Source organism: Microbacterium jepli (genome assembly GCF_047237905.1).
Taxonomy (GTDB): Bacteria; Actinomycetota; Actinomycetes; order Actinomycetales; family Microbacteriaceae; genus Microbacterium.
Map to the genome: position 1 here is coordinate 40,793 of NZ_JBDFLW010000003.1, position 24,833 is coordinate 65,625.

The following is a 24,833-nucleotide window of genomic DNA, read 5'->3' on the forward strand; positions in this document are numbered from 1 at the left end:
GGGGCCACGGACATGCGTCAGGTCATCATCATCGGGTCAGGACCTGCGGGCTACACCGCCGCCGTGTATGCGGCGCGCGCCAACCTCTCTCCGCTCGTCATCGCGAGCTCGGTCGAGGCCGGCGGCGAGCTGATGAACACCACCGAGGTCGAGAACTTCCCCGGCTTCCCCGACGGCATCCAGGGCCCGGAGCTCATGGAGAAGATGCAGGCCCAGGCCGAGAAGTTCGGCGCGGAGGTCGTCTACGACGACGTCGTCGGCCTCGACATCGACGGGCCCGTCAAGACCATCACCCTGGGCAGCGGAGCGGTGCACGAGACATCCGCTCTGATCTACGCCACGGGTTCCGCGTACCGCAAGCTCGGCCTCGAGGGCGAAGACCGCCTGTCGGGCCACGGCGTCTCGTGGTGCGCCACGTGCGACGGCTTCTTCTTCCGTGAGCGCACGATCGCCGTCGTCGGCGGCGGTGACTCCGCGATGGAGGAGGCGACCTTCCTCACGCGGTTCGCGTCGAAGGTGTACGTCATCCACCGCAAGGACTCGCTGCGCGCCTCGAAGATCATGCAGGAGCGCGCCTTCGCCAACGAGAAGATCGAGTTCGTCTGGAACAGCCAGGTCGTCGACGTCCTCGGCGACGGCGCCCTGACCGGCGTCGTGCTCGAGGACACGGTCGACGGCAGCCGCCGGGAGCTCGCGCTCGACGGTCTCTTCATCGCCATCGGCAACGACCCCCGCACGCACCTCGTGCACGACAAGCTCGAGCTCACCGCCGAGGGCACCATCTGGGTCGACGGCCGCTCCTCGCGGACGTCCGTGCCCGGTGTGTTCGCCGCGGGCGACGTGATCGACCCGACGTACCGTCAGGCTGCCACGGCCGCCGGCAGCGGCACCGTCGCGGCCCTCGACGCGGAGCACTTCCTCGCGGCCCTCGGTGAGGCCGGGGCGCCGGAGCGCTTCGACGACCAGATCGAGCGCCTACCCGTCGCCTGAGCGCGCGCTGTGAGCACGCACACGGCGGAATGAACCCGCTGATCAGGGCGTTCACCTTCGACAGAGACTTCCGACAACAAGGAGAGATGGAAATGACCGCTAAAGCAACCACGTCGGCGACCTGGGAGCAGGACGTCATGCAGGCCGACGGTCCGGTGCTCGTCGACTTCTGGGCCGCCTGGTGCGGACCGTGTCGCATGGTCGCTCCCGTCCTCGACGAGATCCAGTCCGAGAACCCTGAGAAGATCACGGTGCTCAAGCTGAACGTCGACGAGAACCCCGATCTGGCCGCCAAGTACCAGATCACCTCGATCCCCGCGATGAAGGTGTTCCAGGGCGGCGAGGTCAAGACGACCATCATCGGCGCCAAGCCCAAGTACGCCCTCGAGCAGGACCTCGCCGCCTTCATCGGCTGAACATGCTCTCACGACGGCTCGTCCGTCATCCCGAAGCCCCCGTCGACCTCACGGTCACGGGGGCTTCGTCGTTCATGTCACCGCGTCACGGGCTCGTCCAGCGCCGTGTCATCAGGGCGCGTCGGCGCGGACGACAGCGTCCCAGCGGCGGTGGGTGTTGGCGTCGCCCAGCAGACGCCAGACCGCCGGCGTGAGCTCCGGGTAGTCGAGCGAGATCTGCCGCAGCACGCGATAGTGCCGAGCGGACGTCGGCCGCCCGCCCCCGTTCGCGGCGATGTTCTCGGCCCGCAGCACGAAGACCACGAGCTCGTCGACGGACGGCAGGTCCTCCATGAAGTCCCACGGGTCCTCGCCCTCGCGGAGTCTCTCCTCCACGAGCACCGACAGCTCGTCGGCGGCCTCGGCGCGGAGCACCTCGAGGCTCGCCCGACGCTGCGGGTGGTCGTCGCGGGAACTCATACGACAAGCCTACGTCGGCTCACCCGGGGGTGGTCCTGGGTGCGGGGATGCGGTCGAGACGGCGCCCTGTCGTGGACGCGTGCAGGGGGCGCTGGGCTCCTACTCAGCTCGCGCCGTAGCCGTCCTCGCCCAGCTCCCCGAGGATGCGGTTGAGATCCTGTATGGTTGCAAAATCAACGATGACCTGGCCTTTTCGTGCGCCCAGCGCGATGCGCACCTTGGTGTTGAGCCGGTCGCCGAGGCGCTCGGCGACCTCATCGAGATGGGCGCGGCGCGCTCCCGGCTGTGGGATCGGACGACGTGAGCCACCGGCATCCGCCGTCTTGGCAGCCGCTTCGGCCGCGCGCACGGAGAGGTCTTCGTTGACGATCTTGTCGGCGAGACGCTGCATGGCCTCGGGCTCGTGCAGCGAGAGGATCGCACGCGCGTGACCGGCTGAGAGGACACCGGCGGCGACGCGCTGCTGCACGGGCACGGGGAGCTTCAGGAGACGGATCGTGTTGCTGATCTGAGGACGCGAGCGTCCGATACGCGCGGCGAGCTCCTCCTGGGTGATGCCGAAGTCCGCGAGGAGCTGCTCGTAGGCGGATGCCTCCTCCAGCGGATTGAGCTCCGAACGGTGGAGGTTCTCGAGAAGCGCGTCACGGAGAAGGTGCTCGTCGGACGTCTCGCGGACGACAGCCGGAATGGACGTCAGGCCGGCCTCACGCGCAGCGCGCGTACGCCGCTCGCCCATGATGAGCTCGTACGTGCCCTCGCCGGCGGCACGGACCACCACGGGCTGCAGCACGCCGAACTCGCGCACGCTGTGCACGAGCTCCGCCAGGTCGTCGGCATCGAACACCGTGCGAGGCTGACGCGGGTTGGGGACGATCGAGTGAGGGTCGATGTAGGCGAGATGGGCACCGGGGACCTCGACGAGTCCGTCATCGGTCGCGACCGCGGAGTCGGATGCTGCGGCCTCCGCCGACGCATCCGTGTCGCGCTTCGACGCGTCGGTCGTCGGCGCCGTCGAAGACGCGCCGGGGAAGAACACGTCGACCGGGCGAGCTTCGCTCGGTTCGGACGTGGGGATGAGGGCGCCGATGCCGCGGCCCAATCCGGTTCGCTTGGCCATCAGGAGCCTTCCTCGGTGTCGCTCGCCCCAGCGGCAGCGTCACGGTTGATGATTTCGACGGCAGCCTCGCGATAGGCGACGGCACCTGCCGACTGTCCGTCGTAGGAGATGACGGTCTGGCCGAAGCTCGGGGCCTCAGAGACACGCACGGACCGCGGGATGACGGTGCGCAGAACCTCCCGCGGGAAGTGCTGGCGCACCTCTTCCGCAACCTGCTGCGCGAGCCGGGTCCGACCGTCGTACATGGTCAGCACGATCGTCGACAGATGCAGCGACGGGTTGAGGTGCTTCTGGATCATCTTGACGGTGCCCATCAGCTGGCTCAGGCCCTCGAGCGCGTAGTACTCGCACTGAATGGGGATGAGTAGTTCCGTCGCCGCCACAAACGCGTTGATCGTGAGGAGACCGAGCGAGGGCGGGCAGTCGATGAGGACGAAATCGAGCGGCTCCTCAAGCGACGCGAGGTACTCGTCGAGCGCCGTCCGGAGGCGGTGCTCCCGGGCGACCTGAGAGACGAGCTCGATCTCGGCGCCGGCGAGATGTATGGTGCTGGGCGCACAGAGCAGGTTCGGAGATTCCGGGCTGACCTGGACTATTTCCGCGATCGGGAACTCATCGATGAGCACGTCGTAGATGCTGGGGATGTCAGCTGTGTGCGGCACGCTGAGCGCGGTGGACGCGTTTCCCTGTGGATCGAGGTCGATCACGAGCACGCGAGCGCCGACGGATGTGAGGGCCGCGGCCATGTTGACCGTCGTCGTGGTCTTTCCGACGCCTCCCTTCTGGTTCGACACGGTGAGCACCCGGGTGCGACCCGAAAGCGTCACATCGGTCGTCGCCAGCGCGCGGCGTCGGGCAGAGAGATCGGCCAGTTCCCGTGCGAGCGGCGTGTCATCGCCGGCGAGGGAGAAGGGTGCCGAGACGTTCTCGTTCTCGGGCTGTTTCACGTGAAACACTCTCACTTTCGCGTCGATCGGGAGCGTCTCCACTCTAACCCGCGGCACCCCCTCGACCTGGACGCCAGGCGGCCGGCCGCGGGATCTCAAGCAGGCCGGAGCCTGTGCGGTGACCGCCCTTCACAGACCGACTGCGTGCGCACGCGAAACTGTCATTCATCTAACGGATTGTGAGCAGCGCGCATCTCCGCGATTCCTGCCGAGGCGCCGCAAGCGCCAACGGACATTCATGTTTCACGTGAAACCGTATTGAGGGCAGGTGGGAGGCAACCCTGCCACACTCGTCGTGCGCGCAGGCTTCGTTGGTCCGAGCGGGCACGGTCGTGAGGCGCCTCCGACGAAGCGCCGTAGCTCGTCAGACATTGTGTGTGGTGGTCATCGGCGGGCTATCGCGAAGCTCGCGGGACGACGGTGACGGTATTGACTTGAGCATCGTGTTGGTTCGCACCATCCACGCCTGATCTGTGGACACGTGGCACTCTGACGCCGCGCTTTGGCCGCCGCTGCGCTCAGAGGGGTTTCACGTGAAACATGGCTCTGTTGATCCCTGCCTAGGCCGACGGCGCGGCGAGCAGTCGAACCTTGCTCTCGCCACACCCTCGGTTGGCGCGCGGTGGAACACCTCACTCCGTTATGCCAGCGTCGCGGTTGCGCGGATTCCAGGCTCGGCGCGAGCCGGGCAATCGACAGGAGTGCCATGCGCTGGCGGCAGTCGCACGCGGGTTGTCATTGTTTCACGTGAAACGGGGCCTCCCACGGCCTCGCGCCGTTGCCGCGGCTCGAGGAGATCGTCCAAGCCGCGGGATTTGCTTCTGATGCCGTGGGTGAGCGCACTGACTCTGTCAACTGTGGGCGATCAACCCATGACGAAGTACCCCGTCCGCAGTGTTTCACGTGAAACACCGACGCCGCGCCCGCGGATCTACGCACGCACGACGGATTGCGGCGTCGTAGTCAACAGGTGCTGCGGCGACGCGGTTCGACAGCGTTTCACGTGAAACGGAGTGCCTTCGGCAAGCACTGGGTGTATCAGGAGCACGTCGTGATGTGCCCGCAGAAGCGTTTCACGTGAAACGTCGCGTGAGAAGGGCCAGAGTCGGTGACGTGCAAGGTCCTGTTTTCGACGGTGGACGGATGGTGGTCGGTCGAGACCAGCAAGCGCAAGCGGTGCGCATGGCGACGAGGGCGGTTGGCCCGGCCGCCGCGTGCCGCAAGCAAGATCCGCGGTGCGTTGTAAGCGTCATCACCCGGGATGGCTGCCAGGAAATCCCCTGTTCGTAAACGAACACGCTTGTTTCACGTGAAACGTGCTGGCGTGAGGCCGCGAGCGCCGGGTTGCTCGCACGTGGCATCGCGATGCGTCAGCCGCGCTCACCATCCTGCTGCGGTAGCGGCCGGGCCGGGCGGCGTTCAGGCAATCTCATCGACCGTGGAACGAACCAGGTAGCTCGCTCTCACTGCCACCGGCCCACGAGGATGCGTCAGACGGCCGATCACCCGGACGGAGCGGACCCTTCCGCGCGCGAACTCTCAAAGGCTCGCCGTACCGGGCGGACGTATAACTCGTTTCACGTGAAACACGCGCATGGCCATCACGTCGAAAGCCATGCTTTCATCTCCGCCGGCACGCCGCGCAACCCTGCTCTTGTGCGCAGGTACCCCGCGCGGGCACCATCACCCGGCTCGAGCTCTTGGTCCGGATCGGTCCCGTGTCGCGGACTCTGACCTCGACCAGTGGCCCCAGAGATGAAACGGCCGTCTTCGCGGAAGATTTGTCGAGCCGGCTTTCGATGCACGTCGGGAGGGACGTTCCACATGCAACCGTCCAACCGCGGAACGACCGCCCACCGAATGAAGGCGGCATCGCGGGGACACCATCGCTCGCCCCGCGGACCCTGTCGTCGCAACGCCCCGTGTGGTGCACAGAACGCACCACCTCAGATCGGATGAGGGCAGATCGGTCAGGGCAGACCCCAAGCTCAGCCAGGATCACACGATAGACGCGACCCGAACCAGATGTCGGCGTCGAGATCGGATAAAACCCAGATCAGAGTCGCAATCGGCGAACGGTGGCGCGCAACACGCGCGTCGGCTCGGCCACCAGATCCTCGCCGGCGAACTCCACTCGGACATCGGACAGCCCGAACGCCCTGATCTGCTTCTTGGCGGCCTCGATCTCGCCGGCGACACTCGCTCCCTTGAGCAGGATGAGCTCGCCTCCGCTCCGGACCAGGGGAGCCGTCAACGGAATCAGGGTCTTCAGCGCACTGACTGCGCGGGCCGTGACGACGTCGAGAACCCGTCCCCGGGCCCAGTCCTCGGCACGCGCGCGCACGATCTCCACGTTGCTCAGACCCAGTGCGTCCGTCTGCTCGCTCAGCCAGGCGACGCGACGCTCCATCGGCTCGATGAGCACGAGGTGAAGATCGGGTCGGGCGATGGCGAGCACCAGTCCCGGCAGTCCGGCGCCGGAACCGACGTCGCCGACCGTGCCGGTGAAGAGCGGTGCTGTGACAGCACTGTTCAGGATGTGACGCGTCCACAGCCGCGGCAGCTCGAGCGGCCCGATGAGCCCCCGCTCCTCACCATGCGCGGCCAGCGCGGTCGTGAAGGCGCGCGCGACCTCGATGCGGTCGCCGAAAACGGATGCCGCGGCATCCGGCTCCCGTTCGAGCTCGCTCACCACGGGCGAGTTATCAAGAACGACGGATGACCGTGTGACGGTCGGCGCCGTCGCCGTACGACTCCGAGACGAAGCCCTTCTCCGCGACGATGTCGTGGATGAGCTTGCGCTCGTAGCTGGACATCGCGGGAAGCGACGCCTGCGAGCCACCCTCGTCGAGACGAGCGATGGCGCGGTCGACCAGCACCTCGAGCTCGCGCTGGCGGGTGTCACGCGAGCCGCCGACGTCGAGGATGAGCCGGGAGAACCGACCCGTCTTCGTCTGCACGGCGATGCGCGTAAGCTCCTGCAGCGCCTGCACGGTGTCGGGGTCGGCCAGCAACCGGAGAGAGTCCGATTCGTCCGCCTCGACGGACACGTACGCACGCCCGCCGCGCACATCGAGCGCGAGGTCCCCGTCGATGTCCGAGATGTCGAGGAGTCCTTCGAGGTAGTCCGCCGCGACGTCTCCCTCTTCCTCCAGCTGCTCGACGGTGGACGCAGCCCGCTCCGGGGCGGTCTCAGTGGACGTGTTACCGGGCATGTCGGTCATTCTTCCTCGTCAGAACAGGTCGGGGCCGACGTCGATCGGCCGAGATCAGGAGCCGCGCGCGGCGCCGGAGGTCAGGACGTCGCGCCGGCGGCGGGGTCGGTGGGCCGGGGCGAACCCGTCCGCGGCGCGGCGGTGCTCTTGTTCGCGCCCTGCGCCGGAGCAGCCTGCGACTGCTTCTTCGCGCGCTGCTTGCCCACGGGCTGCTGGCGCTTCGGAGCCACGGCCTTGGCGCGCTCGGCCTCTTCCAGGAGGCGCTGCTGCTCGGCCTGGTACTTCTCCATCGAGATGATCTTGCCGCTCGCGTCGAGCGCCTTGCCCTTGCGCGCGAGACGCTCCTCACGGGCCTTGGCCGCGTCGGAACCGGGAGTGGGCATCTCGCGGATGACGATGAACTGCTGCACCATCGTCCACAGGTTGCTCGTGAACCAGTAGATGACGACACCCAGCGGGAAGAAGACACCCGAGAAGATGAAGCCCAGCGGAAGGATGTAGAGCATGATCTTCTGCATCTGGTACGCCTGGCCGGTCTTGGCCTCGGGCGACAGGTTCTTCGAGATGATCTGAAGCTGCGTGAAGAACTGCGACGCGATCATGAGCACGACGAGGACGATCAGGATGACGACCGTGATCTGCCCGTCGGGCTGGCTCCACGCCTCCACCAGGGTGGTGTGCAGGGATGCCACGTCGAACAGCTTCGCGTCGTAGAACTCCTTCGTCAGCTCGGGGTTCAGGAACCCCACGCCGCCGACGTTGTTGACCGCGTTCGTCTTGATGGAGCTCAGCACGCTGTAGAGCGAGAAGAAGACGGGCATCTGCACGAGCAGCGGCAGACAGCTCGACACCGGTGTCGTGCCGTGCTTCTTGTACAACGCCATGGTCTCGCGGCTCATGGCCTCGCGGGAGAGCTGGTCGCGCTTGCCCTTGTACTTCTCCTGCACCTTGCGCAGCTCGGGAGCGATCTCCATCATCTTGCGCTGGCTTTTGATCTGCTTCACGAAGAGCGGGATCAGAGCGGCGCGGACGACGATGACGAGACCGACGATCGCCAGCACCCAGGTGATGCCGGCGGCGGCGGGGAGCCCCACGAAAGTGAGGACGGAGTGCCACGCGACCAGCACGAGCTCCACCAGCCACTTCAGGGGCCAGAGGATGGTACCGAGCAGATCCACGGGTCAGTCCTTTCCGGGTGGCACGACGAAGCCGTGCCGGGTCAATTCGTGGGCGAAACGGGGATGCGGACGTACGTCGTCGATGCCCCCGACCGCCCAGGGGTGGCACCGAGCCAGGCGAGCGGCAGCCAGCGCCGCTCCCTTGACCGCCCCGTGCTGCTGGACTGCGCCGACGGCGTAGGCCGAGCAGGACGGGTAGTACTTGCAGACATCTCCATATGTATGGGAAATCGTCGCACGATAACCATGGAGAAAGGCGAGAGCGGCATTGCGCGGCAGGAGCGGGATCGCCCGCCACGCGCTGGAGGCGTGCAGATGACCATGGCCGACCGATGACATCGGCAGCGTCGCCGAGCTCATGCCGCCCTCCGGGCCAGGCATCGCGAGACCTCCGCACGGAGATCTCCGAACGATGCGGCCGCCGCTGCGGGCAGGGCGCGGATGACGACATCCGTGCCGGCCGGAAGCGCCGGCAGCGCCTCCGCGCAGACCGCCTTGAGGCGTCGCCGCACGGTGTTGCGGACCACAGCGCCGCCGACCTGCTTGCTGACGATGAAGCCGAAGCGTGTCGAGGACGACGGATCCGCCGTCTTCGACACGTAGGTGATCGTGTGCGCGGCCGCGCACCGACGGCCCCTGCGGACGACGGTCTTGTAATCCGTCCCGCGGGTCAGTCGGTTCGGCCGCGCGAGCACCGGTGAGGTCAGGCCGAGAGCTCGGTGCGGCCCTTGGCGCGACGCGCCGCCAGGATGCCGCGGCCGGCGCGGGTGCGCATGCGGGCACGGAAACCGTGCTTCTTGGCGCGGCGACGGTTGTTGGGCTGGAAAGTGCGCTTGCTCATGGGATTACTTCCGGGTCTGGTGTCACCGGGACGCTCTCGACCGGGGACGTGCGGATGTGGGACTGCCGGGAAGGCATAAGTCAACCGATCTAGACTAAGCCGACCCGCGTCATAACTCAAACCCGCGATTCGGGCCTGACATTATCCACAAGCCTCGCACACAGCCTGGCGAGGACACGCGGGGCGGTTCTACAGTGGAGTTTGCTCCCGACGCGCCCGCTGACTAGCGTGGCTCCGGCAGTTATCCACAGGCTCGAGGTCTTCTCGCCGTCGGTCCTGCGGCACATCGATCACCCCGGGGGGGCCATGTCACAGCACGACGCACCAGACGTTCCGATCTGGGCGAAGGTGCTGGCCGAGCTCACCGCCGACGACCGCGTCACGCCGCAGCTGCAGGGATTCCTCAGCCTCGCCGTGCCTCAGGGCGTCATGGGCGGAACGCTCTACCTCGACGTCCCCAACGACCTGACCGCAGCGCAGATCAACAAGCGCATGCGGCTGTCGCTCATGGAGGCTCTGGCCCGCGTCGGCGACGACGACGTCTCCAGCTTCCGTGTGGTCGTGAACCCCGATCTCGTCGATCAGCCGCCCGTCAGCTCCTCCGCCCCGGTCTCGGCTCCCGCGTCGTCGCCGGCACCGGTGCTCGAGCGGCCCAGTCTCGATGAGCAGCCGGATGCCGCGGCATCCGGTTCGCGGAGCGACACCCGTCTCAACCCGAAGTACACCTTCGACAACTTCGTCATCGGTCAGTCCAACCGCTTCGCCCACGCCGCGGCGGTGGCCGTGGCCGAAGCCCCGGCCAAGGCGTACAACCCGCTCTTCATCTACGGGGACTCGGGTCTCGGCAAGACGCACCTGCTCCACGCCATCGGCGACTACGCCGTCAGCATGTTCCCCGGTGTGCGCGTGCGCTACGTCTCGAGCGAAGAGTTCACCAACGACTTCATCAACTCGATCGCGAACAACCGCGGATCGGCCTTCCAGGCCCGCTACCGCGACGTCGACATCCTCATGATCGACGACATCCAGTTCCTGCAGGGGCGTGCCGAGACGCAGGAGGCGTTCTTCCACACGTTCAACACGCTGCACGACCACGACAAGCAGGTCGTGATCACGAGCGACGTGCCGCCCAAGCACCTCACCGGCTTCGAGGACCGGATGCGCAGCCGCTTCGAGTGGGGCCTGATCACCGACGTGCAGGCACCCGACCTCGAGACGCGCATCGCGATCCTCCGCAAGAAGGCGCAGAGCGAGCGGCTGCAGATTCCCGACGAGGTGCTCGAGTACATCGCCACGGTGGTGTCGAAGAACATCCGGGAGCTGGAGGGCGCGCTCATCCGCGTGTCGGCCTTCGCGAGTCTGAACCGGTCGAGCCTCGACATCGCGCTCGCTCAGACCGTGCTGCGCGACATCGTCGATCAGGACGAGGGCAACGTCATCTCGCCGACGGACATCATCACGGCGACCGCGGCCTACTTCAAGCTGACCGTGGACGACCTCTACGGCTCGAGCCGCTCGCAGGCGGTCGCCACCGCACGCCAGATCGCCATGTACCTCTGCCGAGAGCGCACGAGCCTCTCCCTGCCCAAGATCGGCCAGCTCTTCGGCAATCGCGACCACACCACCGTGATGTACGCGTACAAGAAGATCAGCGACCTCATGAAGGAGCGGCGCTCGCTCTACAACCAGGTCACGGAGATCACCACGCAGCTCGGCCGCGCCGGCCGCTGAGCAGCATCCGATCATGCCCTTCCGGGCATCAAGCTCGCCGCGCCATCTTTCGTCGCGCTCCGCACGACGCGGACGCGAATCGTCCTTGACAGCCGCCTCCGCGGACGCCATCATCGCGTTCTGCACAGTGTGGATAACTTGTGGATAAGTGCGACGACGAATCACACGCCTGTGCACGGATGTGGACAGCGCGGGAATCCGCGCCGACGCGTCGATGATCGGTCGTCGACTCATCCGCAGCGCGTCCACATCTCACACACGTGTAGTTCCCAGCGGACGACAACGATCCACCGACTTATCCACACTTTCCACAGCGGTTAAGAAGATGACACTTAACTCTCTGATGAAGCGACGTCGATCACCTGAACGGCGAAGGGCCCGATCCGCTGGCGCCTCCCGGCGCGGGCACTAGCATGGGTAAGCCATGCCGTCGTCGAGGGAGCCCGCGTGAAATTCCACGTCAACCGTGATGTGTTCAGCGAAGCAGTGTCCTTCGTGGTGAAGCTGCTGCCCCAGCGCAACCCCCAGCCGATCCTGGCCGGTGTGCTGATCGAGGCGGGCGACGCCGGGCTCTCGCTGTCGGCCTTCGACTACGAGGCATCCGCACGCACCACGATCGAGGCGACCGTCGACGATCCGGGCACCATCCTCGTGCACGGACGACTGCTGTCCGAGATCGCCAGCCGTCTGCCGAACGCACCGATCCAGATCGAGGTCGACGACGACGGCGGGATCCTCCTGAGCTGCGGATCCGCGCGGTTCACGCTCGCCTCGATGCCGGTGCAGGAATATCCCGCCATCCCCGAGGTGTCCGGCGAATCGGGACTCGTCCCCGCCGAGGACTTCGCCACCGCCATCGCCCAGGTCGCGTTCGCCGCCTCGCGTGACGACGTCACCCCTGTGCTGACGGGCGTGCAGCTCGAGGTCAGCGGCACCAGCTTGAGCCTGGTCGCGACCGACCGATACCGGGTCGCGCTGCGTGAGATCCCCTGGGACGGCGGCACCGCCGCATCCGAGGAGACGATGACGGCGCTGGTGCCGGCACGCACACTGCAGGAGGTCGGCAAGACCTTCGCGCACGGCGGCGACATCTCGATCGCCTTCTCCGGCGCGGGCGACCGCGAGATCATCGCGTTCACCGCCGGCAACAAGACGGTCACGTCGCTGCTGATCAAGGGCAACTTCCCGCCGGTGCGCCGGCTCTTCCCCGAGGCCACCGAGCACGCCGCCGTGGTCAACACGGCAGAGCTCGTCGAGGCCGTCCGCCGTGTCGCGCTGGTGCTGGACCGTTCCGCGCCGCTGCGCTTCACGTTCACGACGGACAGCGTGTCGATGGATGCCTCGGGCACGGAGCAGGCGCGGGCGACCGAGTCCGTCGACGCCAACCTCGTGGGCGAGGACGTGACGCTGGGCCTCAACCCCCAGTACCTGCTGGAGTCGCTCTCGGCTGTCCGGAGCGAGTTCGCGCGGATCACGTTCACGTCGAGCGAGAACGCGAACAAGCTGAGCCCGGTTCTCGTCACCCCGCAGACCTCGGTCGACAAGGGCGGCGACGGCTCGTTCAAGTACCTTCTGCAGCCCAACCTCCTCCTGCGCTGATCCGGTTCCTCGTCCCGGAGCGGGTGTGGGTGGCGCCGAATAGGGTGTCACAGTGATCGTGGAGCACCTGAACCTCGTCGACTTCCGCAACTACGCGGTCGCCGACGTCGCTCTCGTGCCCGGGCCCAACGTCTTCGTAGGCCGCAACGGCCAGGGCAAGACGAACCTCGCCGAGGCCATCGGCTTCTTCGCGACACTCGGCTCCCACCGGGTCTCGAGCGACGCGCCCATGGTGCGCGACGGCGCGGATGCCGCCATCATCCGCGCTCGCCTGCGGCACGGCGAGCGCAGCGTGCAACTCGAGGTGCAGCTCAACCGGCAGGGGTCGAACAAGGCGCGCATCGGCGGGACCCCGGTGAAGCTGACCGAACTGCCGCGCTACGCGCAGGTCGTCCTCTTCGCGCCGGAAGACCTCCAGATCGTGCGTTCCGACCCTTCCGCCCGCCGCCGCTTCGCCGACCAGCTCCTCGTGCAGCGCTCACCGCGACTGGCGGGTGTCTTCGCCGACTACGACCGGGTGCTGCGCCAGCGCACCGCGCTCCTCAAGTCCGCGCGGGCGCGCGGCATCCGAGGAGACGCGCTGTCCACCCTCGATGTGTGGGACGACAAGCTCGTCGCGCTCGGCACCGAGGTGATCGTCGCGCGGCTCCGCCTCGCAGAAGATCTCGCAGAACCCCTGTCGCGCGCCTACACCGCGATCGCCGGTGCCGACCACGAGCCGCGCATCGAGTGGGCGCTGTCGGTCGGCGGCGGCGATCCGGAGGAGGACGAAGCGGGGGCGGATGCCGCGGCATCCACCCCCGCGCAGATCGCCGACCTGTTCCGCGCGGCCCTCACGGCCAAGCGGTCGGCGGAGCTCGAGCGCGGCATCACCCTCGTGGGACCCCACCGCGACGACCTCGTTCTGCGGGTGCGGGGACTTCCGGTCAAGGGATACGCGTCGCACGGCGAATCGTGGTCGGTCGCCCTCAGCCTGCGCCTCGCCTCCGCCGACCTGCTCCGTGCCGAATCGCAACTCGGCGACCCGGTGCTGATCCTCGACGACGTCTTCGCCGAGCTCGACGCCGACCGCCGAGCCCGGCTCGCGACACTGGCCGCCGACTACGAGCAGGTCATCGTCACCGCCGCGGTCGAGGCCGATGTGCCGGCGGGACTCCGCGCCCGGATCGTGCGCGTGGAGGCCGGCCGCATCCTGGAGGCGGCGGATGTCTGACCTCGCAGACGGCGCCGCATCGGCCGCGCCCGCCCAGGCGTCGGGCATGGACGACATCCCCGAGACGGTCGCGACCTACATGCGGCTCCGAGGCATGGCGCCCTCGCCACGTCGCGCGCGACGCAAGCGCGTCCGCGGCGACGAGGACAACGAGCCGTTCAGCAAGGGACGCGACCCGCACGGCGTCGGCGACGTGCTGGCCACCCTGACGCGGAATGCCGGCTGGGACCCGCAGCTGGCGCGGGAGGACCTGGTGCTGCAGTGGGAGGACGTCGCCGGTGCCGACACCGCCCGGCACACGAAACTCGTCGCCCTGTCCGACGGCACGCTGACTGTCCAGGCCGACTCGACGGCGTGGGCGAAGCAGCTCCAGCTGATGCGCGCGCACATCCTCTCCGAGGTGCTCCGGCGCTTCCCGGAGGCGGGGGTCGAGAACATCCGCTTCATCGGACCTGACGTCCCCTCCTGGAAATGGGGTCCCAGAGCCATTCCAGGGCGCGGTCCGCGCGATACCTACGGCTGATCCACGTCCGGACTCCTCCACAGCCATTTGATCGCGGCACAGGGGCGCAGAACCGGTGCCGACCCCACGTCTTTGATAGACTGGACGTGACCGACGAACCGATGTGGAGCGCTCGAACCTATGACGTCACTCACCCCCGACAGCGTTCCTGAAGAACCCGAATCGCAGCCCGCACCGAAGGTTCACAACGAATACGGGGCCGACGAGATCCAGGTCCTCGAGGGACTCGAGGCGGTCCGCAAGCGGCCCGGCATGTACATCGGCTCCACGGGGCCTCGCGGTCTGCATCACCTCGTGCAGGAGATCGTCGACAACTCCGTCGACGAGGCGCTCGCCGGCTACTGCGACACGATCCTCGTGACGATCCTCGCCGACGGTGCCGTGCGCGTCGTCGACAACGGCCGCGGCATCCCCGTCGACATGCACAAGACCGAGGGCAAGTCGACGGTCGAGGTCGTGCTGACCGTGCTGCACGCCGGTGGCAAGTTCGGCGGCGGCGGTTACGCGGTGTCGGGCGGCCTGCACGGCGTCGGCTCTTCCGTCGTCAACGCCCTGTCCACGCGCCTCGAGGTCGAGGTGCGCCGTCAGGGATACGTGTGGCGGCAGTCGTACCGCGACGGCGGTGTTCCGCAGGCGCCGCTCGAGCGTGCCGAGGAGAGCGACGAGACCGGCACCACGATCACGTTCTGGCCCGACGCGTCGATCTTCGAGAGCATCGACTTCGACTACGAGACTCTCCGCACGCGGTTCCAGCAGATGGCCTTCCTCAACAAGGGCCTCCGCATCGACCTGCTCGACGAGCGCCCGCAGGCGGCGATCGACGAAGAGGTCGAGCCCGGCACCAGCGTGCTCGTGCAGCGGCACGACACCTTCCTCTACGAGCGCGGACTCGTCGACTACGTCGAGTACCTCAACAAGGTGCGCCACGCCGAACAGGTGAACGAGGTGATCATCGACTTCGAGTCGGAGGACACCGAGCGCAAGATCGCCCTCGAAGTGGCGATGCAGTGGACGACGAGCTACACCGAGAACGTCTTCACTTATGCGAACACCATCAACACCCACGAGGGCGGAACGCATGAAGAGGGCTTCCGCGCCGCGCTGACGACGCTGGTCAACAAGTACGCGCGCGCGAACGGGCTGCTGAAGGAGAAGGACGACAACCTCTCGGGCGACGACGTGCGCGAGGGTCTCACCGCCGTCATCTCCGTCAAGCTCTCGGAGCCGCAGTTCGAGGGCCAGACCAAGACGAAGCTCGGCAACACCGAGGCGAAAGCCTTCGTGCAGAAGGTCGTGGGCGACCGCCTCGGCGACTGGTTCGACCGCAACCCCGCGCAGGCGAAGAACATCATCCGCAAGGCCATCGACGCTGCGACCGCGCGCCTCGCCGCGCGCAAGGCGCGCGAGACCGCGCGACGCAAGAGCGTGTTCGAGAGCGCCGCGATGCCTGACAAGCTCAAGGACTGCACGAGCAAAGACCCGTCGATCAGCGAGATCTTCCTCGTGGAGGGCGACTCGGCCGGCGGTTCGGCAGTGCAGGGACGCGACCCGCACACGCAGGCAATTCTGGCGCTGCGCGGCAAGATCCTCAACGTCGAGCGGGCACGGCTGGACCGCGCGCTTGGCAACAAGGAGGTCCAGGCGATGATCCAGGCCTTCGGCACGGGCATCGGCGAGGACTTCGACATCGACAAGGCCCGGTACCACAAGATCGTCCTGATGGCCGATGCCGACGTCGACGGTCAGCACATCACGACGCTGCTGCTCACGCTTCTGTTCCGCTATATGCGCGGGCTCATCGAGGCGGGCTTCGTCTATCTCGCCCAGCCCCCGCTGTACCGACTGAAGTGGTCGAACGCCCCGCACGAGTACGTGTACAGCGATCGCGAGCGCGACGCGCTGCTCACGGAGGGCGTCGCCGGGGGCAAGCGCATCCCGAAGGACAACGGCATCCAGCGCTACAAGGGTCTCGGCGAGATGAACGACAAGGAGCTGTGGGAGACCACCATGGATCCGGAGACCCGCACGTTGCTGCAGGTCACCATCGACGACGCCGCCGCGGCTGACGAGATCTTCTCGGTGCTGATGGGCGAAGACGTCGAGTCGCGTCGCTCCTTCATCCAGCGCAACGCCAAAGACGTCCGCTTCCTCGACATCTGATCCCTCGACGAGCTCAGCGCCCGGTACACAGAGAAGAACCACATGACTGACGACGCACGCCCCGACGCTCCCGAGCACAACCACGGCCAGATCGACCAGGTCGACCTGCAGTACGAGATGCAGCGCAGCTACCTAGACTACGCGATGAGCGTGATCGTGGGCCGCGCGCTGCCGCGCGTCGAAGATGGACTCAAGCCCGTGCACCGCCGTGTGATCTACGGCATGTACGACGGCGGATTCCGGCCCGACAAGTCGTTCTCGAAGTGCGCCAGGGTCGTCGGCGAGGTGATGGGTCAGTACCACCCGCACGGTGACGCCCCGATCTACGACGCGCTCGTCCGCCTCGTGCAGCCGTGGTCGCTGCGCTACCCGCTCGCGCTCGGCCAGGGCAACTTCGGCTCGCCCGGCAACCAGGGCGCAGCCGCCCCGCGCTACACCGAGACGAAGATGTCGCCGCTCGCGCTCGAGATGGTGCGCGACATCGAGGAAGACACGGTCGACTTCCAGGACAACTACGACGGGCAGACGCAGGAGCCCACCGTCCTCCCGGCCCGCTTCCCGAACCTGCTGGTCAACGGATCCGTCGGCATCGCGGTCGGCATGGCCACCAACATCCCGCCGCACAACCTCCGCGAGGTGTCCGCCGGCGCCATGTGGGCGCTCGAGAACCCCGACGCCTCCCGCGAGGAGCTGCTCGAGGCACTGATGGAGCGGATCCCGGGCCCCGACTTCCCGACGGCCGCCCAGATCCTCGGCACCCGGGGCATCAAGGATGCGTATCGCACCGGTCGCGGCTCCATCACGATGCGCGCGGTCGTCAACGTCGAAGAGGTGCAGGGACGCACCTGCCTCGTCATCACCGAGCTGCCGTACCAGGTGAACCCCGACAACGTCGCGGTGAAGATCAGCGACCTCGCGCGCGAGGGCAAGATCACCGGCATCGCCGACATCCGCGACGAGTCGTCGGGTCGCACCGGCCAGCGCCTCGTCGTCGTGCTCAAGCGCGACGCCGTCGCCAAGGTGGTGCTGAACAACCTGTACAAGCACACGCAGCTGCAGGAGAACTTCGGCGCCAACATGCTGGCGATCGTCGACGGCGTGCCGCGCACGCTGCCGCTCGACGGCTTCGTGTCGCACTGGATCGATCACCAGATGAACGTGATCGTCCGCCGCACCCGGTTCCGCCTCGCGCGCGCCGAGCGCCGCATGCACATCCTGCGCGCGTACCTGAAGGCGCTCGACGCCCTCGACGAGGTCATCGCGCTCATCCGCCGGTCGCCCTCGGCCGAGGAGGCCCGCGAGGGCCTGAAGGCCCTGCTCGAGATCGACGACGACCAGGCCCTGGCGATCCTCGACCTGCAGCTGCGCCGCCTCGCGGCCCTCGAGCGCCAGAAGATCATGGACGAGGCGACCGAGCTCGAGGCTCAGATCGCCGAGTTCAAGGCGATCCTGGCCGACCCGTCGCGTCAGCGCACGATCATCCGCGACGAGCTCTCGACGATCGTCGACCGCTTCGGCGACGACCGCCGCACCGAGATCCTCTACGGATACGAAGGCGGCATGACCAACGAAGACCTCATCCCCGAGGAGGAGATGGTCATCACCGTCACGCGCGACGGCTACATCAAGCGCACCCGCAGCGACAACTACCGCCAGCAGCACCGCGGCGGCCGCGGGGTCAAGGGAGCGCAGCTGCGCGCCGACGACGTGGTCGAGCACTTCTTCGTCACCACGACGCACCACTGGCTCCTCTTCTTCACCGACAAGGGCCGCGTCTACCGCTCGAAGGCGTACGAGGTGCCCGAGGCCGGTCGTGACGCGAAGGGCCAGCACGTGGCGAACCTCCTCGCCCTGCAGCCCGACGAGGAGATCGCGCAGATCCTCGACATCCGCGACTACTCCGTGGCCACCTACCTGGTGCTGGCCACCCGCCGCGGGCTCGTGAAGAAGACCCGTCTTCTCGAGTACGACACCAACCGGCAGGGTGGCGTCATCGCCATCAAGCTGCGCCCCGAAGCGGGCGAGGGCGACGACGACGGTGCGGGCGAGGCATCCGATGAGCTCGTCAGCGCGCTGCTCGTCGACGAGGGCGACGACATCCTGCTCATCAGCCGTCAGGGTATGTCGCTGCGGTTCTCGGCGACCGATGAGGCCCTGCGCCCCATGGGCCGGTCGACCTCCGGTGTGCGGGGCATGTCGTTCCGCGAGGACGACAGCCTGCTGTCGGCATCGGTCGCCGCGGACGACGCCTACGTGTTCGTCGTGACCGAGGGCGGCTACGCCAAGCGCACCGCCGTCGACCAGTACCGGGTGCAGGGCCGAGGCGGTCTGGGCATCAAGGTGGCCAAGCTGAACGAGGATCGCGGCGTGCTCGCGGGCGGTCTGATCGTCAGCGAGGACGACGAGGTCTTGGTGGTTCTTGCCAGCGGCAAGGTGGTACGCTCTGCCGTGGCCGAGGTGCCCGCCAAGGGTCGCGACACGATGGGTGTCGTGTTCGCCCGAGCCGGAGGCGATGACAGGATCATCGCGATCGCGCGCAACGGCGAGCGTGGCCTGACCGAGGAGACGGAGGCCGCCGCCGAAGACGCGCAGGCAGCCCCCGACGGCTCCGCAGACAGCCCCGAAGGAAGTACGCACGCATGAGCACGGTAGCCGACAAGCTGGCGAAGAAGTCGTCGCACAAGACCAGCTCCAAGCAGGTCCGACTGCGCCTGGTGTACGTGGACTTCTGGTCCGCCGTGAAGCTGTCGTTCCTGGCGGCCGTCGCGCTGGCGATCGTCACGATCGTGACGTTCTTCCTGGTGTACATGGTCATCCAGACCACCGGCCTGGTCGGCAAGGTCGACGAGTTCTTCAAGAGCTTCTCCGACGGCGGTGTGTCGATCACGCAGTTCATCGGCCTGCCGCAGGTGATGGCCTTCGCGGCGGTCGTCGCGATCCTCAATCTGATCGTCGTGACCGTGCTCGGCGCCGTCATGGCCGGCATCTACAACCTGGCGGTGAAGGTGACCGGCGGACTGCTGGTCGGGTTCACCTCCAACTGACGACGGAGCCCGGCCGATTCGAGAAATCGGGTCGCGTCGGGTAAAGTCTGGGAGGTTGGCGGCGCGCAGCGCCGCAGCGTTTCGGGGCTATAGCTCAGGCGGTTAGAGCGCTTCACTGATAATGAAGAGGTCCCAGGTTCAAGTCCTGGTAGCCCCACACACAGATCCCTCGGGGGCCTTAGCTCAGTTGGTAGAGCGCCTGCTTTGCAAGCAGGATGTCAGGAGTTCGAATCTCCTAGGCTCCACAGTGAGACGGAAGCCGGCCCTCGGGCCGGCTTCGGTCGTTTGCCGGCGTCTCCTAGGCCGCTCCTCCGGCCCGGGCCGTCGTCGGGCCCCTTCGCTAGGGTGAACGGCATGGACATGCGGGTCGCGGCGTATGCGGTCGTCACCGACGACGCAGATCGCGTCCTGCTCGCGCACTGGCACGAGGGCCGCCGCTCGGCCTGGACGATGCCCGGTGGCGGGCTCGAGCCCGGAGAGGACCCGGAGCACGCCGCGCGCCGCGAGGTGCGGGAGGAGACGGGCTACACCGTCGCCCTGGACGCGCTGCTCGGCATCCATTCCCGCGTGATCCCCGCGGGCCGCCGCATCGTGCCGGGCACCACGGGGCCGCTGCACGCGCTGCGGATCGTCTATCGCGCGCACATCACCGGCGGTCATCTGCGCGACGAGACGGACGGCTCCACCGACCGTGCCGAGTGGTTCCCCCTCGACCGCCTCGCGGCTCTGCAGCGCGTCAAACTGGTCGACATCGCGCTGGAGATGGCGGGGCTCAGCGCGGCCGCGTGAGGCTCAGGACGCGGGCTGCGAGATGTCGGCGACCGTCGCGCCGTACGCACGGATCAGGTCGTCCGCGTCGACGAAGAGACTGTGGCCGTGTGCACCGGCGCCCATGGCGATGCGACACCCGACGATCCTCTCGTCGGCGAACACGGGCCAGTCGGTCGAGCTGCCGATGGGCACGATCGTCCCGCGTTCGTAGCCCGTCGCCGCCAGCGCCTTCTCGGGGCTCGGCAGCTGCAGCTTGTTGACCCCGACGACGGCCCGCAGGAGGGGCCACGAGATCGAGCGGTCGCCCGGGATCAGAGCGAACAGGTACGTGTCATCGCTGCGCTTGACGACCAGCGTCTTCACGACGCCAGACGCGTCGACGCCCAGCAGCGCGGCGGCCTCGGGGAGGCTGTCGGCTGCTGGGCGTGCGACGATCTCGATCGTCAATCCTCGAGCGGATGCCGCGGCCCGCACTCGTGCGGTCGCGTCATCGCTCACGCGTCGGGGGCGCGCAGCGGGTCGTCGGCGACCCAGAGCTCGTCGTCGGCGCGCAGCGTCTGCCACGCGGCGTAGGCGACGCCGGCTGCGGCGGCCACACCGAGGAGGATGGCGATGACGCCGCCGGCGCCCATGCCCTTCTTCTTCGGCTCGAGGCGCGAGAGCTGGGCGGAGAGCTTGCGGGTGGCCTGCTTGCCGTACTTGTCGGCGCGCTTGGCGTACTTCTTGCCGTCCGGCAGGGACAGACCCTTGCCCGCGGCGAGACGGGCACGGGTGTCGCCCGCGGCATCCCAGATGGACAGTGCGGAGCCGACGACGGCGCCGGCACCGGGGATGACCTTGTCGGACAGCACGCGGCGCGAGACCTGCGCGCTGCGGTCGATCACGGGCTCGGCGTACTTGCCGTAGGCGCCGCGCACGGTCGGCACGATCTCCTCGCGGCCGTAGTTGCCGAGCTGGCGACCGGCGTCACGCACGGCGTGACCTGCCTGGTCGACGATGACCTGCTGCGACTCCCACAGGTCGTTGAGCTTCGACTGGAGCTTGTGGAGTTCCTTCTTGCGCTTGCGACTCAGGCTCACGGGGGCCCTCCCTCTCAGTAAACAGGTCCCCCCATCTTGCCAGACGGGCCTATCGGCGGGAGGGGTTGCAGAGATGTCTGGAAGAATGTACGTATGCCTCAGCACACAGCAGTCGCCACCCTGCACACGAACCACGGCGACATCGTCGTCAACCTCTTCGGAGACCACGCACCCCGCACGGTGCAGAACTTCATCGGCCTGTCGGACGGAAGCGGCTCCTGGACCCACCCGGGCACCGGCAAGCCGGGCGACGGTCCCCTCTACAAGGACGTCGTCTTCCACCGCATCATCCCCAACTTCATGATCCAGGGCGGCGACCCGCTCGGTCAGGGCATCGGCGGACCCGGCTACAACTTCGACGACGAGATCAACGGCGAGCTGAACTTCAACGCGCCCTACGTGCTCGCCATGGCCAACGCCGGCCTGCGTCGCAACGCCATCACGGGCAAGGCCGAGGGCACCAACGGATCGCAGTTCTTCATCACGACCGACCCGACCCCGTGGCTGCAGGGCAAGCACACGATCTTCGGCGAGGTCGCCGACGACGCCTCGCGCGCCGTCGTGGACGCCATCGCAGCCGTGCCCACCGGTGCCGGCGATCGCCCGATCGAGCCCGTCGTCCTGCAGTCCGTCGACATCGCGCAGGTCTGAGCCGCCCCGCGGCCCTCGATGACGACCGACGAGTTCCGTCGCAACAGCGACAACTTCTGCTACCGGCATCCTGACCGGCAGAGCTTCGTCCTGTGTCAGCGGTGCCTCCGGACGATCTGTCCGGAGTGCCAGACGCAGGCGGCCGTCGGCGTCATCTGCCCGGAGTGCCTGCGCGATCAGCAGCGCGCGCAGACCCCGGCGCAGGCGAAGGCGCAGCGGCGCTGGCAGCGCTCGACCGTGAGTCCCGTCGCCGTGCGCGACGGCCGCCCGGTGATGACCTACGGCATCATCGCGGTGACGGTGGTGCTGTTCATCACGCAGCTGATCCCCAACTCGCCCACACTGCAGCTGTTCGCCTTCAACAGCCTGTTCGTCTTCCCGGGCGGCCCCGCGCCGTTCGAGCCCTGGCGACTGCTCACGGTTCTCGTCACCCACAGCGGGTTCTGGCACGTGGGGCTCAACATGCTCGCGCTGTTCATGATCGGCGGGAGCCTCGAGCCCCTGCTGGGGCGGTGGCGCTTCCTCGCGCTCTACCTCATCAGCGGCCTCGGAGGCTCGGTCGCCGTCGCGCTCCTCGCACCGGCGACGACGGTGGTGGGCGCGTCGGGGGCGATCTTCGGCATGTTCGGCGCCCTGCTGGTGATCGGCCGCCATGTCGGCGCGAACATCACGGGCATCGCGATCGTGATCGGCATCAACCTCGCCATCTCGTTCGTCCCGCTGCTGATCGGACTGTTCGGCGGCGCGGTGTCGGGTCCGCAGATCTCGTGGCAGGCGCACGTCGGCGGACTCGCGGTCGGAGCGCTGATCGGGCTGATCTTCGCCCGCACGAGGTCCGCGGCACGCCGGGGTGTCCAGATCGGCCTGCTGTCGGCGACGACGGTCGGGCTGCTCGCCCTGCTACTCCTGCCGCCCGTCATCTACGGCTGACCCGCCGCTTCTGTCGTTCGTCGAATGACGAGTGGTGCGCTTATCCACAGCTTTGTCCACAGGTGGGGACAAATGACAGCGGTGTAATTACCGCCAGCGCGTGGTCATGAGGAACCCGACGAAGGCGATGCCGAAACCGATCACGAGGTTCCAGGGGCCGATGCCGGGGATCGGGAACAGCATGCCGCTCAGGTAGAACACCAGGACCCAGACGAGTCCGAGCAGCATCAGTCCGATCATGATCGGCTTGAACCAGACGGGGTTGGGTGCCGCTTCACCCTCGCTGGAGCCCGTGAGCGCTTCGTCTCTGCCAGATCGTGCCATGCGCACCATCCTAACCGCCGAGGACAAGGGGCGCCGAGGGCCGTCCTGGCTAGACTCCACTCGTGACAGCAACAGTGGACGGCGGGCCGCGTCGGCGGCGCGATCGGCGGTCACCCCGACGGCGCGTCACCTTCCTCGGCGTGGTCGGCGAGCTGCTCATCACCCTCGGCGTCGTCACGCTCCTCTACGTCAGCTGGCAGCTGTGGATCGGCGACATCCTGATCGGGTCGCAGATGAAGGACGAGGCGCAGTCGCTCTCGCAGCAGTGGGCGCAGGAGCTGGCCGTCCCCCGTCCGTCGTCGACGGGAGAGGCGACGCCGGCGGCACCGCCCGCGACCGCCGACCCTCCCGCGCTGCCCCAGCCCGCAGCGGGTCAGGAGTTCGGCGTCGTGTGGATTCCGCGCTTCGGCCCCGACTTCAGCTTCCGCCTCGCGGGCGGTGTCGACACCGCTGTGACGCTCGACCCGATCGGCATCGGTCACTATCCCGAGACCGCGATGCCGGGGCAGGTGGGCAACTTCGCGGTCGCCGGCCACCGCGGCAGCCACGGCGCCCCCTTCCAGGACCTCCCGTCTCTGCGCATCGGCGACGCCGTCGTCATCGAGACGCAGGAGGGCTGGTTCACCTACCGGTTCCGCAACCTCGCGTACGTCCAGCCGAGCGCGGTCGACGTGCTGCTGCCCGTTCCGCAGGTCTCCGACATCGCCACGGACGGCAGGTACATCACGATGACGACGTGCAGCCCGCGCTACGGCTCCTCGGAGCGTGCCATCGCCTACGGCGTCTTCGAGTCGTTCACGCCGCGCTCCTCGGGTGCGCCCGTCGCCCTGACCGAAGGGGCCACCGCCTGATGTACGCCGCGTTGTGGAGGATCCTGCCCGGCCCGTGGTGGGTGCGGGTGCTGATCCTGCTCGTGCTGGCCGTCGCAGTGCTCTACGGCCTGTTCTTCTACGTCTTCCCCTGGGTGGGCGAGATCGTGAACCCCCAGGAGGTCACGGTCCAGTGACCGCGGCAGCCCCCCGCGTGCTCGTGGTCGACAACCACGACAGCTTCGTCCACACCCTCGTCGGCTACCTGCACGAGCTCGGAGCAGGCACCGACCTCGTCGAGGCGGACGCGATCGATCCCGAGGGGACGGATGCTGCGCTGCGCCCCTACGGCGCGGTGCTGGTGTCGCCGGGTCCGGGCACGCCGGCCCGGGCGGGCGCGTCGGTGCAGGTCGTGCGCGCGGCGGCGAGCCGCGGCATCCCGCTCCTGGGCGTCTGCCTCGGACACCAGGCGCTCGCCGAGGCGTTCGGCGCCACGGTCGCCCACGCGCCGGAGCTCATGCATGGGATGACCTCGCCGGTGCGCCACGACGACGACGCGCTCTACGCGGGTCTGCCCGACCCGTTCACCGCGACCCGCTACCACTCGCTGGCGGTGGTGCCCGAGACCGTGCCCGACGACCTCGTGGTGACGGCGCGAACGGCCGACGGCGTGATCATGGGCCTCCGTCACCGTGAGCTGCCGCTGCAGGGCGTGCAGTTCCACCCCGAGAGCGTGCTCACCGAGGGCGGCTACCGGCTCCTCGGCAACTGGCTGGAGGGCGTGGGCGTGGCGGGGGCCGCCGAGCGGGGTGCGACGCTCCGTCCGCACCGCTGAG

At 67.8% G+C, this 24,833-nt stretch carries 27 protein-coding genes and 2 tRNA genes; 17 read left to right on the forward strand and 12 right to left on the reverse strand.

What is annotated here, in order from left to right; genetic code table 11:
- Positions 1-12: 12 nt before the first annotated feature.
- Positions 13-990 (forward strand): thioredoxin-disulfide reductase, encoded by a 978-nt coding sequence (trxB, locus tag ABC304_RS00820; RefSeq protein ID WP_412928432.1) that lies wholly within the window; start codon positions 13-15, stop codon positions 988-990.
- A gap of 92 nt (positions 991-1,082) precedes the next feature.
- Positions 1,083-1,406, forward strand: a complete 324-nt coding sequence (trxA, locus tag ABC304_RS00825) for a thioredoxin (protein ID WP_127097090.1) — start codon at positions 1,083-1,085, stop codon at positions 1,404-1,406.
- A 111-nt stretch (positions 1,407-1,517) separates the two neighbouring features.
- On the opposite strand, the gene ABC304_RS00830 is transcribed toward trxA, so the two are convergent.
- The 9 genes from ABC304_RS00830 to rpmH form a co-directional block, all read right to left on the reverse strand.
- Positions 1,518-1,865, reverse strand: a complete 348-nt coding sequence (locus ABC304_RS00830) for a tryptophan synthase subunit alpha (RefSeq protein WP_412928433.1) — start codon at positions 1,863-1,865, stop codon at positions 1,518-1,520.
- 103 nt (positions 1,866-1,968) lie between these two features.
- Positions 1,969-2,982, reverse strand: coding sequence for a ParB/RepB/Spo0J family partition protein (locus ABC304_RS00835; protein WP_412928434.1), 1,014 nt, complete (start codon positions 2,980-2,982; stop codon positions 1,969-1,971).
- Complete coding sequence (locus tag ABC304_RS00840) at positions 2,982-3,929, reverse strand: ParA family protein (protein ID WP_412928435.1); 948 nt, start codon at positions 3,927-3,929, stop codon at positions 2,982-2,984. Before ABC304_RS00840 ends, ABC304_RS00835 begins: the two co-directional genes overlap by 1 nt.
- A 2,056-nt stretch (positions 3,930-5,985) precedes the next feature.
- The gene (gene rsmG / locus ABC304_RS00845; RefSeq protein ID WP_412928436.1) at positions 5,986-6,621 is read right to left on the reverse strand and encodes a 16S rRNA (guanine(527)-N(7))-methyltransferase RsmG; all 636 of its coding nucleotides are present in this window, start codon (positions 6,619-6,621) and stop codon (positions 5,986-5,988) included.
- A 13-nt stretch (positions 6,622-6,634) separates the two neighbouring features.
- Positions 6,635-7,144, reverse strand: coding sequence for a Jag family protein (locus ABC304_RS00850; protein WP_412928437.1), 510 nt, complete (start codon positions 7,142-7,144; stop codon positions 6,635-6,637).
- 80 nt (positions 7,145-7,224) lie between these two features.
- A complete protein-coding gene (yidC, locus tag ABC304_RS00855) occupies positions 7,225-8,322 on the reverse strand; it encodes a membrane protein insertase YidC (protein WP_412928438.1) in 1,098 nt (365 codons plus the stop codon).
- Positions 8,323-8,325: 3 nt separating this feature from the next.
- Positions 8,326-8,682 (reverse strand): membrane protein insertion efficiency factor YidD, encoded by a 357-nt coding sequence (yidD, locus tag ABC304_RS00860; RefSeq protein WP_412928439.1) that lies wholly within the window; start codon positions 8,680-8,682, stop codon positions 8,326-8,328.
- Positions 8,679-9,017, reverse strand: a complete 339-nt coding sequence (rnpA, locus tag ABC304_RS00865) for a ribonuclease P protein component (RefSeq protein WP_412928440.1) — start codon at positions 9,015-9,017, stop codon at positions 8,679-8,681. Before rnpA ends, yidD begins: the two co-directional genes overlap by 4 nt.
- Positions 9,018-9,025: 8 nt before the next feature.
- Positions 9,026-9,163, reverse strand: a complete 138-nt coding sequence (gene rpmH, locus ABC304_RS00870) for a 50S ribosomal protein L34 (RefSeq protein WP_013584598.1) — start codon at positions 9,161-9,163, stop codon at positions 9,026-9,028.
- 306 nt (positions 9,164-9,469) lie between these two features.
- On the opposite strand from rpmH, the gene dnaA reads away from it, so the two are divergent.
- The 10 genes from dnaA (at position 9,470) to ABC304_RS00920 (ending at position 20,222) form a co-directional block, all read left to right on the forward strand.
- A complete protein-coding gene (gene dnaA / locus ABC304_RS00875) occupies positions 9,470-10,894 on the forward strand; it encodes a chromosomal replication initiator protein DnaA (protein WP_412928441.1) in 1,425 nt (474 codons plus the stop codon).
- Positions 10,895-11,341: 447 nt separating this feature from the next.
- Positions 11,342-12,493: a DNA polymerase III subunit beta gene (gene dnaN / locus ABC304_RS00880; protein WP_412928442.1), complete on the forward strand. Its 1,152-nt coding sequence runs from the start codon at positions 11,342-11,344 to the stop codon at positions 12,491-12,493.
- Between the two features lie 52 nt (positions 12,494-12,545).
- Entirely contained in the window at positions 12,546-13,706 is a 1,161-nt protein-coding gene (recF, locus tag ABC304_RS00885) for a DNA replication/repair protein RecF (RefSeq protein WP_412928443.1), read from the forward strand.
- Positions 13,699-14,229 (forward strand): DciA family protein, encoded by a 531-nt coding sequence (locus ABC304_RS00890; protein WP_412928444.1) that lies wholly within the window; start codon positions 13,699-13,701, stop codon positions 14,227-14,229. Before recF ends, ABC304_RS00890 begins: the two co-directional genes overlap by 8 nt.
- Before the next feature lie 120 nt (positions 14,230-14,349).
- Positions 14,350-16,389 (forward strand): DNA topoisomerase (ATP-hydrolyzing) subunit B, encoded by a 2,040-nt coding sequence (gyrB, locus tag ABC304_RS00895; protein WP_412928445.1) that lies wholly within the window; start codon positions 14,350-14,352, stop codon positions 16,387-16,389.
- A 42-nt stretch (positions 16,390-16,431) separates the two neighbouring features.
- Complete coding sequence (gene gyrA / locus ABC304_RS00900; protein WP_412928446.1) at positions 16,432-19,032, forward strand: DNA gyrase subunit A; 2,601 nt, start codon at positions 16,432-16,434, stop codon at positions 19,030-19,032.
- Complete coding sequence (locus ABC304_RS00905) at positions 19,029-19,433, forward strand: DUF3566 domain-containing protein (protein ID WP_412928447.1); 405 nt, start codon at positions 19,029-19,031, stop codon at positions 19,431-19,433. Before gyrA ends, ABC304_RS00905 begins: the two co-directional genes overlap by 4 nt.
- An 83-nt stretch (positions 19,434-19,516) precedes the next feature.
- Positions 19,517-19,590: transfer RNA gene (locus ABC304_RS00910), tRNA-Ile, on the forward strand.
- Between the two features lie 15 nt (positions 19,591-19,605).
- A tRNA-Ala gene (locus ABC304_RS00915) sits at positions 19,606-19,678 on the forward strand.
- Between the two features lie 109 nt (positions 19,679-19,787).
- Entirely contained in the window at positions 19,788-20,222 is a 435-nt protein-coding gene (locus ABC304_RS00920) for an NUDIX hydrolase (protein ID WP_412928448.1), read from the forward strand.
- A 3-nt stretch (positions 20,223-20,225) separates the two neighbouring features.
- Here the strand turns inward: ABC304_RS00920 and ABC304_RS00925 are convergent, their stop codons facing one another.
- Together ABC304_RS00925 and ABC304_RS00930 are read right to left on the reverse strand one after the other, a co-directional pair.
- On the reverse strand, positions 20,226-20,645 hold the full coding sequence (locus tag ABC304_RS00925; protein WP_412929027.1) for an aminoacyl-tRNA deacylase: 420 nt from the start codon (positions 20,643-20,645) through the stop codon (positions 20,226-20,228).
- A 53-nt stretch (positions 20,646-20,698) separates the two neighbouring features.
- Positions 20,699-21,283, reverse strand: coding sequence for a DNA helicase (locus tag ABC304_RS00930; protein WP_412928449.1), 585 nt, complete (start codon positions 21,281-21,283; stop codon positions 20,699-20,701).
- A gap of 93 nt (positions 21,284-21,376) precedes the next feature.
- Between ABC304_RS00930 and ABC304_RS00935 the strand changes: the two genes are divergently transcribed.
- Complete coding sequence (locus ABC304_RS00935) at positions 21,377-21,934, forward strand: peptidylprolyl isomerase (protein WP_412928450.1); 558 nt, start codon at positions 21,377-21,379, stop codon at positions 21,932-21,934.
- Between the two features lie 18 nt (positions 21,935-21,952).
- The gene (locus tag ABC304_RS00940) at positions 21,953-22,864 is read left to right on the forward strand and encodes a rhomboid family intramembrane serine protease (RefSeq protein WP_412928451.1); all 912 of its coding nucleotides are present in this window, start codon (positions 21,953-21,955) and stop codon (positions 22,862-22,864) included.
- A gap of 87 nt (positions 22,865-22,951) precedes the next feature.
- Here the strand turns inward: ABC304_RS00940 and ABC304_RS00945 are convergent, their stop codons facing one another.
- Positions 22,952-23,188: a cell division protein CrgA gene (locus tag ABC304_RS00945; protein WP_412928452.1), complete on the reverse strand. Its 237-nt coding sequence runs from the start codon at positions 23,186-23,188 to the stop codon at positions 22,952-22,954.
- A 62-nt stretch (positions 23,189-23,250) separates the two neighbouring features.
- Here ABC304_RS00945 and ABC304_RS00950 point away from each other — a divergent pair, with 62 nt between their 5' ends.
- From ABC304_RS00950 to ABC304_RS00960, 3 genes are read left to right on the forward strand one after another with little or no spacing between them, the layout of a single operon-like run.
- Positions 23,251-24,039 (forward strand): class E sortase, encoded by a 789-nt coding sequence (locus tag ABC304_RS00950; protein WP_412928453.1) that lies wholly within the window; start codon positions 23,251-23,253, stop codon positions 24,037-24,039.
- Entirely contained in the window at positions 24,039-24,194 is a 156-nt protein-coding gene (locus tag ABC304_RS00955; RefSeq protein ID WP_412928454.1) for a hypothetical protein, read from the forward strand. Before ABC304_RS00950 ends, ABC304_RS00955 begins: the two co-directional genes overlap by 1 nt.
- Positions 24,191-24,832 carry an anthranilate synthase component II gene (locus tag ABC304_RS00960; protein ID WP_412928455.1) on the forward strand — a complete coding sequence of 214 codons (642 nt, stop codon included), beginning with the start codon at positions 24,191-24,193 and terminating at the stop codon, positions 24,830-24,832. The genes ABC304_RS00955 and ABC304_RS00960 overlap by 4 nt, the downstream gene beginning before the upstream one ends.
- Position 24,833 lies beyond the last annotated feature (1 nt).

Excerpts from the sequence above, each read along its gene's own strand:
- trxB (WP_412928432.1), top strand. The coding sequence starts at position 13 with ATGCGTCAGGTCATCATCATCGGGTCAGGACCTGCGGGCTACACCGCC.
- ABC304_RS00835 (WP_412928434.1), bottom strand. The coding sequence starts at position 2,982 with ATGGCCAAGCGAACCGGATTGGGCCGCGGCATCGGCGCCCTCATCCCC.
- gyrB (WP_412928445.1), top strand. The coding sequence starts at position 14,350 with ATGACGTCACTCACCCCCGACAGCGTTCCTGAAGAACCCGAATCGCAG.
- ABC304_RS00920 (WP_412928448.1), top strand. The coding sequence starts at position 19,788 with ATGGACATGCGGGTCGCGGCGTATGCGGTCGTCACCGACGACGCAGAT.
- ABC304_RS00935 (WP_412928450.1), top strand. The coding sequence starts at position 21,377 with ATGCCTCAGCACACAGCAGTCGCCACCCTGCACACGAACCACGGCGAC.
- trxA (WP_127097090.1), top strand. The coding sequence starts at position 1,083 with ATGACCGCTAAAGCAACCACGTCGGCGACCTGGGAGCAGGACGTCATG.
- ABC304_RS00940 (WP_412928451.1), top strand. The coding sequence starts at position 21,953 with ATGACGACCGACGAGTTCCGTCGCAACAGCGACAACTTCTGCTACCGG.
- ABC304_RS00905 (WP_412928447.1), top strand. The coding sequence starts at position 19,029 with ATGAGCACGGTAGCCGACAAGCTGGCGAAGAAGTCGTCGCACAAGACC.
- ABC304_RS00945 (WP_412928452.1), bottom strand. The coding sequence starts at position 23,188 with ATGGCACGATCTGGCAGAGACGAAGCGCTCACGGGCTCCAGCGAGGGT.
- dnaA (WP_412928441.1), top strand. The coding sequence starts at position 9,470 with ATGTCACAGCACGACGCACCAGACGTTCCGATCTGGGCGAAGGTGCTG.
- rpmH (WP_013584598.1), bottom strand. The coding sequence starts at position 9,163 with ATGAGCAAGCGCACTTTCCAGCCCAACAACCGTCGCCGCGCCAAGAAG.
- ABC304_RS00890 (WP_412928444.1), top strand. The coding sequence starts at position 13,699 with ATGTCTGACCTCGCAGACGGCGCCGCATCGGCCGCGCCCGCCCAGGCG.
- ABC304_RS00830 (WP_412928433.1), bottom strand. The coding sequence starts at position 1,865 with ATGAGTTCCCGCGACGACCACCCGCAGCGTCGGGCGAGCCTCGAGGTG.
- ABC304_RS00850 (WP_412928437.1), bottom strand. The coding sequence starts at position 7,144 with ATGCCCGGTAACACGTCCACTGAGACCGCCCCGGAGCGGGCTGCGTCC.
- gyrA (WP_412928446.1), top strand. The coding sequence starts at position 16,432 with ATGACTGACGACGCACGCCCCGACGCTCCCGAGCACAACCACGGCCAG.
- ABC304_RS00955 (WP_412928454.1), top strand. The coding sequence starts at position 24,039 with ATGTACGCCGCGTTGTGGAGGATCCTGCCCGGCCCGTGGTGGGTGCGG.
- yidD (WP_412928439.1), bottom strand. The coding sequence starts at position 8,682 with ATGAGCTCGGCGACGCTGCCGATGTCATCGGTCGGCCATGGTCATCTG.